The 9,967-nt window shown below is 46.3% G+C and carries 5 protein-coding genes; all 5 read right to left on the reverse strand.

From position 1 onward, the window contains the following. Positions 1-73: 73 nt before the first annotated feature. The 5 genes from JGK20_RS31065 to JGK20_RS31085 all read right to left on the reverse strand — a co-directional run bounded on the left by JGK20_RS31065 (position 74) and on the right by JGK20_RS31085 (position 9,565). On the reverse strand, positions 74-988 hold the full coding sequence (locus JGK20_RS31065; protein ID WP_293233355.1) for a methyl-accepting chemotaxis protein: 915 nt from the start codon (positions 986-988) through the stop codon (positions 74-76). A 635-nt stretch (positions 989-1,623) separates the two neighbouring features. Then, positions 1,624-2,142 carry a CDP-diacylglycerol--glycerol-3-phosphate 3-phosphatidyltransferase gene (gene pgsA, locus JGK20_RS31070; protein WP_293185762.1) on the reverse strand — a complete coding sequence of 173 codons (519 nt, stop codon included), beginning with the start codon at positions 2,140-2,142 and terminating at the stop codon, positions 1,624-1,626. A gap of 583 nt (positions 2,143-2,725) precedes the next feature. Beyond that, positions 2,726-3,436, reverse strand: a complete 711-nt coding sequence (locus tag JGK20_RS31075; RefSeq protein WP_293191465.1) for a sugar transferase — start codon at positions 3,434-3,436, stop codon at positions 2,726-2,728. 394 nt (positions 3,437-3,830) lie between these two features. Next, a complete protein-coding gene (locus JGK20_RS31080) occupies positions 3,831-8,171 on the reverse strand; it encodes a hypothetical protein (RefSeq protein WP_293233357.1) in 4,341 nt (1,446 codons plus the stop codon). 221 nt (positions 8,172-8,392) lie between these two features. Next, positions 8,393-9,565, reverse strand: coding sequence for an RNA-guided endonuclease TnpB family protein (locus JGK20_RS31085; protein ID WP_293191469.1), 1,173 nt, complete (start codon positions 9,563-9,565; stop codon positions 8,393-8,395). Between the last annotated feature and the right edge of the window lie 402 nt (positions 9,566-9,967).

The following is a 9,967-nucleotide window of genomic DNA, read 5'->3' on the forward strand; positions in this document are numbered from 1 at the left end:
AATGTCTTTATCTCCACATAAACTGCCTAATTATCAACAAGGCATAAGAGCTATGAGCCTTATTCTATCAGCGTTATAGGCGACTTGTCACCCCGACAGGAGTTACTATTCCCTTCATCGTCTTTTCTACAGATTGATTTCCAGACTCAGCTAGGGTTAGTGCTTGATGCGACGAGACTGCCGATGCTTCTGCTTGCTTGGCCGACAAAGACGATGCAACACTTAACTCGTTCATCGTCGCAGTAGTTTGATTCACAGCATTAGCTTGCTGAGATATCGTGTATTCTTGTCGCTCGACTGCGGCAGTAATTTCCATGGAAGAAGAAGCAATCTTCTTGACAGATTGCACTATGGGGTTAACAATATCGCGGCTGACGATCGCAGTCAAGATTACTGCGGACAACAAAGCAAAACTCAGAGTACAGACTAGCAAAACTGTCAAACCCTGAATATTGGCTTCAATTTCCTGATGTTTTGTTTCGCCAACTTTTCGCTGGAGTTGGATTAGTTCTGAAAAAGCCTCAACTGTTTCGGCACCAAAAGGAGTTGTCGTAGCTGCGCGATACTCTGCTGCTTCCTTAAGTTTACCTGCTTGCTGCAACTCAAACCACTTAGGTCTGGCCGCAATATACCTGTGATAAGCATCTTGCAGCTTATGGAAAGCAACTTGCTCTTCTGCGGTGAGTTCGCCTTTGGCATATTCTCGCAGGTTATCGTCAATTATTTTGTATAATTGTGGCTCTTCGGTCAAAATGTCCGATCGCTTGGATGGTAAAACTAGAAACTGTGGGAAGCCGTAACGCAGCTTCCACAAAGCTGACTCTGAGTTGGCTAGAGCCACCGTCCCCTTAACTTGATATGCGTACATTTTCTCCGCATCTTGTGCTAATTCAACAGTATTCCGCCAACCCACAAATCCGACTACTGCGAGTAAAGCCGTCAAAGCTCCAAAGCTAGCCAACAATTTAGCCCGAATTCCTAAGTTCATTATTTTTGCTAATTTGCAATAGAGTATTTCCTAGCAGCGCTATTAATAGCAGTTATGGACGCACCAACATTCAATAGACTTGCATGGCATTCATTAGCTCGCTTTTCTTTGAACGATCTGCGTTCATCTGCGTCGATCTGCCTTACATCTGCGGTTGACTGATATGTTAACCGCAGATACAATTCCAGTCTAGTCAACTACTGTTTCAATTGTGGCGATCGCAATCCAGGATATTTTTGGGTCAATTATGGACGCAAGAACGCCACAGATTGGCTCTTCCCACATTGGGCGCCCTCGGTTTTTACTTGTTTTTATAGAGCTATTAAGCTATAAATTATACTTTTATACCGCGTGTTAAGTAATGAAAAACTTTTTTAAAGGCATAATTTATTACTGTAAGGATGGATTATTCTCAGTAATTATACTGTGTGAGCCTATTCCTAAGCGGGTGCGGAATGTGCGATCTCAAGCATGGCAATTTGCCATACCACAAAGTGCTTGTATAGCAGATTAGTGCATCCAGAATTCTTCGTCAAAAACGTTTTTGTGTACATTCCAGCAAAGTTCGATCGCCCGTTGCGACCTTAGCTAGCTAGAATATCCAATTTGTATTCAAACCAATAACTTGCTCATCCTTACTTTTCCTCAGCAGTCTTGGACGGCCAGAGATAGATAGCGCCAGAAATTAAAGTTAAACCCACAGAAACCCAAAACGCAATTAATGCCGGAACGTTCCAGTCTTCGGAGAGGGGAGCGATTAAAAGTGCGATCGCCACAATCTGACTCACCGTCTTCAACTTGCCCCAAATATTAGCTCCCGAAATCGTAGTTTTATTAACACGCCACCCCGCAATTGTCAACTCCCGCCCCAAAATTAAAAACACTGCCCAAGCCGGGACTTTACCCAACTCAATCAATACTAAAAGCGGTGCGAGTACCAACAATTTATCCACCAAAGGGTCGAGAAACTTACCCAAATCGGTAATTTGGTTCAGCTTTCTAGCCAAATACCCGTCCAGCCAATCAGTAGCCGCCGCTACCACAAAAATCGCGGTACAAATCCAACGGCTTTGCGCGCTTGGGTCGTACAAACCGTAGAGCAGAAACGGCACTCCCAATAAGCGAGAAAAAGTAATCAAATTAGGCAAATTCATAAGACAGTTAATAGTTGACAGTTGACAGTTGACAGTTGACAGTTGACAGTTGACAGTTGACAGTTGACAGTTGACAGTTGACAGTTGATCAAATCCGATTGCATTGTCATATATTTATCTCTATCTTTTCTCTCTGCGCCCTCTGCGCTCTCTGTGGTTAAATCATTCCGACCGATACAACCGGAAACGATATGACAGTGGATCTGGGAGAGTTGTAGGGGCAGTGCCCCCGTGCCTGCCCTCTTATGACAGTTGACAGTTGATATATAGCAATCCTCGCATCATTTGCATAATTTTTGTAGGTTCTTGAATAACCCGGTTGCCTCCATAGATAAGGGGTAGGCACGGGGGCGCTACCCCTACAACTCTTCATGAATCGTTTAGGATTGCTATAGTTGACAGTTGACCGAAATAAGAAAGATAAAGGAATAGAAAAAAATTAAGGGCAAGCTTGTAAAAAGCTTGCCCTTAATTTAGCATTTTTTGGTAGCTGTTTAACTTTGAGCAAAACAGCTTTTAACTTAATATTCATCTAATCGAAGCTCACAAAAAACAACCCAAAACAACCGATCGACTAAATCAATTAACACGCACCGTGTTTATTCAATACAACCCAAATAGTTTTGCAAATCAGGCTGATGTCGTAGACAACAGACCACTTGCGCTGATAGTCTAGATCCATGTGCACAATATCGTCAAAGTCTTTAACTCCAGAGCGTCCGTTGACTTGCCACTCCCCAGTCAGACCGGGTTTGACATTTAAACGCTGCCAGTGAAAGTCCTCGTAGCCTGCGACCTCATCGGGAGTTGGCGGTCGAGTTCCCACCAAACTCATGTCCCCGACTAGCACGTTCCAGAATTGAGGCAACTCGTCCAAGCTCGTGCACCGCAAAAAGCGACCGATGGGGGTAATTCGCGGGTCATTATCATTCTTGAAAATGTGACCCTTGGCTTGGTTGGTAACTAGGTGTTTGAGATTTTCTGCACCTACAACCATCGATCGAAATTTCCAGATTCTGAAATGCCGTCCTTTGAAGCCACAGCGAACCTGACTGTACAGCAGCGGGCCCCGACTGTCCAAAAGCATCACTAGCGCTACCGGCACGGCTAACGCCACAGCAATTGCCAGTCCTAACAACGAGCCCAAAATATCGATCGACCGCTTGACCTTACTTGTTACGGATCGGTGAAGTGGCTGTTTTGATACACAAACTCTGTAAGTAGGTTTCGGAATAAATAACGAAAGCATTTCTGATAACACTGATAATTTAGAAGCACCCATCACAAATTTCATCTGATTAGTCTCAAGATTTAACAAGATGATCTCACGTCTATCTTATGAGACTCTCCCGATCGCGAGAAGAGGAACTCCAGGGCTTTGCACAATCTTTAAAAAGCTGCTACTCTTTTATAAAGTTTGTGTGTATTTATTTTAAAAATGTATAAATTTTAGGTAAAATTAACTAGATTCAACAAAAAAAGTGAGTTTTTGAGCGCCACAAACCCGGTTTTTATAAGCAATATTCGGGAAGAAAGGGATAATTCGCCTCAGAAAACCGGTTTTTTGCAGTTTACCAGAAAGAATCGGTTGAAAGCCCGCCCGCCTTCGAGAGAGAAATTAAAATCAGACTATTCATTACTCCAATCCTCGGACTTAAGGGTAGAGTTCGCTCTCCTTCGGTCAACTGTCAACTGTCAACTGTTGAACGATCGATATCCGTGGGAATATCCCAAGCAATTGTTAGTGGCTCCAACAATTTTTGCTGGCTGCTAGAGGCAAGTTTGCCTAAATATTCGCGAACAACAGAGGCGTGTTCCACATTCAAACGATAACCCCGCGAAACATCTTCAAAGAAAAGCGGCTCCGCCAAAATTGCTTGCCAATCCGGATTTTGCCTCGACTCCTCGGCTAGCAGCATGAAATCTTCCTCCTCTGGCAAAAGCCCCGCCGGCAATCTTCCTTCCAAAATCCCCAGAATTCGGGGCTCGCAGGTGCGGGTGTTCACGCCCTGGCGTTCGAGCAACTGCAAAATTTCCTCAAAGCTCAGAGTTTTCTTACCCAAAACCTGCATTAATTCCCACAGCAGAAAAAAGTCGCTGTACTGTTGCTGTCGCACATCCAAAATTTGAGGATAGAGAGCTAAACTTGCCAACCCGCAGGCAACTTGACCGCTTTTTTTTGAAGAGTTTGTGCTTTGAAATACGGAATTTGAGGCGAAATTGTAAATTTCCGAAATATCTCGATCGCTCTCCAATTCGCGATCTTGAACCACGATCGCATTCGGCAGCTTTTGCCGCAACCAGCGGGCGATCGCAGGCCAACCACCCATGCCCCCAGTACAAATCGCCTGATTGATTCGGGCAGGCGACATTCCCGCACGGCTGAGCAAAGCATTCAATTCACGATTCAACTGCTGTACAAAAGGCACTAAAACTAAACTTTCCAAATCTCGACGCTTCACATCCCAATGCTGCTGGTCAATATCAAAAACACAACTTTCTTGATGTTGCAAAATAACTTTCAAATGCCTTGCAGCCTCTAACAATTGCAGACCAAAATCTGAACCTTGCAACCGCTGCTGCAATTGATAGCGACTCGGCAAATCTGGATGCCCTGGACGCGGCAAATCGATCGACATTCCCCAAGTTTCATTCTTAGCCAACAACTGACAAATAATATCTTGATCGAAAGCATTGCCAGCCGCATCAAAACTTTGGCAAGTAAAATCAGCACGAGTTAAATTTTGAAGATTTTCCTGCAACTCAACTACAGCTAATTCCACCGTGGCAGCCCCCGCATTCACAATCAAAGTTCCCCCGCTAAAAGAGGAAGCATTGACAGTTAGCGGTGCAGCTTCTGCAAGGGAGCTTTCAATAGTATCCATTGCCGCAGATTGCACTCCTGTGGCATTTTTTATAGGAGTTACAGCAGCAACCAAAGTGGCGATCGCATCGGGAACCACAAAAATTTGCGCGCCCGAAGCCACCAGATCCGCGCCCAAAACAGCCTCCCGCAGGTTAAACCCATAGGCCTGAGACCAGCTTGCTGGAGTCCCCAAAATCACGCCCTGCAAGTCTTGCAGCGCCGCATCCAGAATTTCTGGCGTCAGTCCCGAAGCTTTACAGATTAAATGGGAAATTGGCAATAGAGCAGAATTCGCCTCCGGGCTGGCAGAATCCAAAACTTCCGGCGATGTGCGAAATTTTTTCCCCTGGTGCTTTCGATTCAAAGTAGCCAGCAGCGCCCGCACAGCGTGCAGCGGTAGGGCGATCGACACAGCCAGATCGGATGACCACTGCAACAGCGGTTCGTACATCCCACCAGTTGCCCGCTGATAAGGAATGCCCACCTTTAAAGGCAATTTAAAATTTTGCAATAAAAATTCTCCCGCACGCAAATCCAACTGCGGGGATCCCACTGACTTGACTGTCACCTGCGGGCCGCTGGTGGCGGTTGGGGCTGTTTCCTCGATCGCCGCGACTGAGGGAATCCGAAAGCTCGCGCTGGCTGCGGAAACCTCAGCCTGGGCTGTTTCCCAGTAAATTGGGTGCAACTGGCCGCTGGCGCGATCGAGCAAAGCCGCCGACAGCCCGCTGGAACCAAAATCAAGGCCCAAATACCAGAGAGAATTCGGGCGTTTTTGGGATTGAGAGGATGAAGGGGCGATCGCACCTGGAACAGAATGTAGCGCTGACTCTTGCTGCTGCCCAACAGCAAACTCTCTAGATTCGGTTATCTCCTCAACAACCCCGGCTTTACTCTGTCTGGAAATTAGGTTTTTTTTTTGACTTTTTGGAGGATTTGACGGCAGTTCCTCGGTTTCCGGAGTTTGGGCCACTTCTGGATCGGTATCCTTCAAACTCGCCAAAATCTCGTCTAGCGTCAAATTCGATTCATCTTCACCAGCAAACAAATCATCCTCAAGTTCATCCTCCAAAACAAAGGGTTCATCTTCAGATGAAAGTTCCAACTCATCGGAGAACAAATCCTCCAGCGATCCGAGTTCTTCCTCCGCCGCTTCCGCAAAGGGATTGTCTGCACCGTCGTCAGGGGAACTCCCCAATAAATCCAAGTTGTTAGAAGCACTTGAAGTCGATCGCCTTGGAGCATTATTATCCGAACCCTCGAGATTGTAGAGGTCTGCCTCCAACAGTTCCATCGTACTCACATCCAACTTGAGAGCTCGATCCAGGTCATCTTCTAATGCCTCAACCGGCAGCAAATCCTCCTCCGGCGAAGCTTGGATGTAAACATCGTTGAGCCCTTGGGACGAGCTTCCAAAATCTCCAGTTTGAACATCACGGGCACTGGGTACACGGGTGTTCCTGGGTTGGTTCGAGCTAATTCGATCGCCCGCGCTCGCAGTCGGGGGCCCCTGCTCAGGACGCGGCCCCGGCACAGCAGCAGTGTCGAAATGCTCGCCTAGGTTTTGAGCCATTTCTAGATTTTCTCGATCGTCCAACTCAAGTTGAGGCTCGATCGAACTTAAGGCTGACGGTGCTGAAACTTCAGCTACTGTTGTAACTTGCGGTTCAAATAAATCTTCAGTATCTAAAGTTAGAGCCTCTACAGAATTACCGATTGCAAATTCTGAATCTTCATCTGCTAGAACATCTTCCAGCGATTCGCCTTCATCCAGTAGATTTGCAAACAAATCTTCCGCAGAATTTAGGGGTTCTGTAGTTTCACGCTCTGCCACTGATGGAGATAGTACCGCTTCTGTCGCGGCAGCACTTTCCGTATTTTCGATCGTGAAATCTTCCAGTTCTAATTCTAGTTCTGCGACTGTTTCTCCCGCGAACAAACTAGCGTACAAATCCTCAACATTTTCGTCATTTTCTGCTAAGAAATTTTCCGAATCAGCACCCGAAAAGCGAGTTGGCTGTGGAGGGATTTCCGGTGAAGAACCGAACAAATTATCTTCCAAATCCGGGAGCGAGAGAGGAGTTTCAATGCGATCGCGATCGCGCCTCAACTTTCCGAATTGCGAAGAAATTTCTGTCCCGGCGTAGGGCAATCTGTCTTGTTCTGGGAGTTCGCCACTGCGCTCTTCACTTTCGGCATCGGCTGATGAGTGGATCTTGGTATTTGAGAAGCCGCCAGTAGCAACAGAGCGATCGGATGCGGTTGGGGAACCTGTTTGGACATTTGCCAGGGCGATCGGCTGCTGCACGTAGGAAGAGGCTTCTCGTCCCAACTGTGCGACCAAGTGATTAACAAAAGTCGCGAACATTGCCTCGCTCTGCTGGCTCAAACCATGCATATTTTCAAGTCCTTGGGACAAGGAAGCTTGATAGCTTTGCAGATTTGCTTCCAAAGCCTCGAACACGATACCCATCGTAGAATCGAGCCTCATCAGCAGACTGTCAGCACTAGCTTGGAACCGTTGCATTTGCTCCAATCTCTGAGCCGGTGTTAGCAGCGGGAGTTCTTCTGAGGTTTGTGCGCTTAAAGCCGATTGCTGCGATTGTGCAGCAGTGCTTGGTAATAATTGATTTTCTAGGCTACCAAAAATTTGGGATAAATCGCGATCCAAGGTTTCTTCCAAGCGCCCCGTCAGTACCTGCAAGAATTCAGAAATGATTTGCTGTTGGTTTGCTTGTTGCTGAGCTAGGGATTGTTGTTGCTGCCGTTTTGCTTCTAGCTGTTTGATTTCTTGAATGAGGGCTTGTTGCTCTTGTCGCAGAGCTACTATTTCTTCTTGGAGCGGCCCCGTCAAACCCGATCGCAGGTTGGTGATTTCCTCAGTGACGGCAAGCATAATTTGCTCTGTTGCTGAGGGGCGATCGATCCTCGGGGGCATTTTGGGTACTGGAACTGGTTCCGGGCGGACAGTTGGGCTGGCGGGCCCCTTGCGGGCAGCTACCTTTGACTCTGAGGAAACCAGATAAGTGCGAACTCGCTCTAAAAGTTGGCGCTGGTGGACAGTATCGATCGAACCCGTCCAAGGCAAGCGGGGTGCGGGCTTGCTGAGTACCTCATCAATCTCAGCAATCAGTGCTTGAATTTTGTACTTCTGAGAATTCAAGGGCGGAACCTCTGGGAATGCGGCTAAGTAGAAACTTTATTGAAAAAAGATTGAAGTCAGGCGGCAGCTATGCCAATAGATAGAATAATCTGAATGTGAGTCCGTCAATAATTGACTAATATTTGCTGACAACTTTGAATTAACCTTTTGCTTTTGCCTTCGGTTGACTTCTATTGCCTTGACATCCACCCCGTCCTCTTATGAGCGGGGATTCCCAATCGTCACCGATCGGGTTTCTGCTTCATAGCACCCGCCCTAACAGACTTGCTCTGTTCGGGTCTTACGGTCGCTCCACAGACTGCAACGGCTAGCCCAGCCGCCAAAATATTTTTTGCAGCGTTAATATCGCGATCGTGGTTTATCCCACACTTAGGACATTCCCATTCTCGAACATTCAACGGCAATTTTTCAACAATGTGACCGCAGTTTCCACAGCGTTTAGAACTAGGAAACCAGCGGTCTATTTTTACAAACTCTCGCCCATACCACTCGCACTTGTAACTTAGTTGGCGAATCAACTCACCCCAACTAGCGTCACTAATAGCAAGAGCTAATTTATGGTTTTTCACCATATTCTTGATAGCTAAATCCTCAACTACAATCGTTTGGTTTTCACGAATAATTTGAGTTGTCAGCTTGTGCAAGAAGTCTTTGCGAATATCGACTATTTGTGAGTGGACTCTAGCCACTTCCAACTGTGCCTTGTATCGATTGTTACTTCCTTTTTGCTTTTTGGCTAGGGCTTTTTGCTTTCTTTTTAATTTTTTGCGAAGTTTTTTGAATTGTTTGGGATTAGCAATCTTGTCGCCATTACTGGTGGTAATCAGGCTAGCGATCCCTACATCCAATCCGATAGTTTTATCGGTTTTAGGAAGCGGTTTAATCGTATAGTCATTTACGAGTATGGAGACATACCAACGTCCAGCGGGTGTTAGTTTTACGGTAACAGTAGACGGGATGCACCCTTCGGGAATTTGCTGGCTCCAGCGAATAGGTAACGGATCGTTACACTTTGCGAGAAACAGTTGGCCATTTTTCCAACGGAAAGCTGATCTAGTAAATTCAGCGCTACCGCCGCTGTGCTTTTTCTTGAAATTAGGATATTTAGCTCGTCCTCCAAAGAAGTTGGTAAAAGCTGTTTGAAGGTGTCTAAGTCCTTGTTGAAGGGGTACACAACTAACTTCGTTCAGGAAATCAAGCTCTTCTTCTTGTTTCCAATTTGTTAGCATTGAGGAGGTTTCTTTGTATCCAACCCTCTCTTGACGCTCATACCAGGCTTCCGTGCGAGCGGCTAAAGCCTTGTTGTACACTAACCGAGTGCAACCCATTGTCCGTCGCAAGATATTTTCTTGCTCGGTGGTTGGGTAGAATCGGTAGCGGTAGGCTTTTTCCATCTTCACATAGTATCAGGTCTTTTGTAAGGCAATCGATTTGTTTTGTATATTTTTGTAAATCCGTTTTATAAGGACGGGGTTTCTACCCATTTTTCTGATGATAGGTTAGGCGGTACTTCCGCATCAAATGCCCGCTTCTGTTGACTGCAAGCGCTCTCCAATTCTGCGGCTGCTTTCCTTGTTTCCGGACACAGACAGGCGATACCCGAAGACGGATAGCAGCGATCGCCCGAACTGCCACTGCCTCACCCATAACCGCTCGTAAAAACATGGACAAAGCTACCCAAAAGTAGTCAATGTTATACATCTACGTTAGTAATTTTAGTCCACAGTCCTAAAACTACAGGAATAAACGGCAATCCCTCTATTCCCTTCATGAAGTCGGGAATTACTTTTCTCGCT

Origin of the sequence: Microcoleus sp. PH2017_05_CCC_O_A (assembly GCF_020738785.1) — a bacterium.
Classification (GTDB): domain Bacteria; phylum Cyanobacteriota; class Cyanobacteriia; order Cyanobacteriales; family Microcoleaceae; genus Microcoleus.

Excerpts from the sequence above, each read along its gene's own strand:
- JGK20_RS31065 (WP_293233355.1), bottom strand. The coding sequence starts at position 988 with ATGAACTTAGGAATTCGGGCTAAATTGTTGGCTAGCTTTGGAGCTTTG.
- pgsA (WP_293185762.1), bottom strand. The coding sequence starts at position 2,142 with ATGAATTTGCCTAATTTGATTACTTTTTCTCGCTTATTGGGAGTGCCG.
- JGK20_RS31085 (WP_293191469.1), bottom strand. The coding sequence starts at position 9,565 with ATGGAAAAAGCCTACCGCTACCGATTCTACCCAACCACCGAGCAAGAA.
- JGK20_RS31075 (WP_293191465.1), bottom strand. The coding sequence starts at position 3,436 with ATGAAATTTGTGATGGGTGCTTCTAAATTATCAGTGTTATCAGAAATG.